This is a genomic window from Streptomyces phaeochromogenes (assembly GCF_001418655.1).
Taxonomy (GTDB): domain Bacteria; phylum Actinomycetota; class Actinomycetes; order Streptomycetales; family Streptomycetaceae; genus Streptomyces; species Streptomyces phaeochromogenes.
The window spans coordinates 684-1,649 of sequence record NZ_LIQZ01000340.1 but is presented as its reverse complement, the minus strand read 5'-3'; the positions used below and the strand labels follow the sequence as shown (position 1 = coordinate 1,649).

The following is a 966-nucleotide window of genomic DNA, read 5'->3' as shown; positions in this document are numbered from 1 at the left end:
CTCGACACCGTTCCCGGTGTCACGTGGATCGACGCACCCGCGACGGCCGACCTGGACGACCAGGCGACGGTGATCGCCGTCGAACTCGAAGGGGAGCTGGACCTCTACACGGGGGCGGGGCGCCTCTGACGACGGCCTTCCGGCCGGGGCGCGTCAGGCGAGGGACAGGAAGAGCTTCTCCAGGCGCGCCCGCATCTGGTCGCGGTCCAGATCCTGCTCGCCGCCCTCGTCGGTCATGCAGTGCTGGAGCCCGGTCGCGATGATCGCGAACCCGGCGCGGTCCAACGCCCTTGAGGCCGCTGCCAGTTGGGTGACCACCTCTTCGCAGGACCGCCCCTGTTCGATCATGTTGATCACGCCCGCGATCTGCCCCTGGGCCCGCTTGAGCCGGTTGATCACGGACTTCAGCTCGTCGGCCGCCATCTGCAGTTCCATGTGGAGCGCTCCCTCGGTATATACCCCACCCGGTATGGTACGCCTCGCTCGGTGGGGCCTGAGGTGCCTTGTGGGGCCTGCGGTGCTCAGCCGCTCCGCGACCGGTACCCAACTGCTCACGCGACCTGCGCTCAGACACTCAGGCGCTCACGCGACCGAGGCGAGCACCTCGGCCACGGTGACGACCTGGATCAGCGGCCGGTACAGGTCCATGATCTGCAGGGCCTTGGCGTGCGAGGCGTCGTCCGCTCCCGCGCAGGCGTCGGCCGCCACCCACACCTCCGCTCCGGTGTCGGCGGCGGCCAGTGCGGTGGAGAGCACACAGCAGTCCGTACTGACTCCGGCGAGCACCAGACGGCCCTCGGGCCCGACCCGCTCGGCCAGTTCCGGAGTCCATTTGCCGAAGGTCGGGGCGTCCACCAAGTGCCGGGCGTGGGGGGCGAGTTCGTCCACCAGTTCCCAGATCCGGTCGTGCGGAGGCCGGAGCGCGAAGGGCGCCTGTTCGTAGTAGGCCCGCCAGGCGCCGACGGG

The 966-nt window shown here is 70.1% G+C and carries 1 protein-coding gene and 1 pseudogene; both read right to left on the bottom strand.

Annotated elements, in window-relative coordinates; all coding sequences use genetic code 11:
* Positions 1-153: 153 nt before the first annotated feature.
* The gene (locus AOK17_RS36560) at positions 154-435 is read right to left on the bottom strand and encodes a metal-sensitive transcriptional regulator (RefSeq protein WP_055616905.1); all 282 of its coding nucleotides are present in this window, start codon (positions 433-435) and stop codon (positions 154-156) included.
* Positions 436-582: 147 nt separating this feature from the next.
* Positions 583-966, bottom strand: a pseudogene (locus tag AOK17_RS36555) (cysteine hydrolase family protein); the annotation flags it as partial.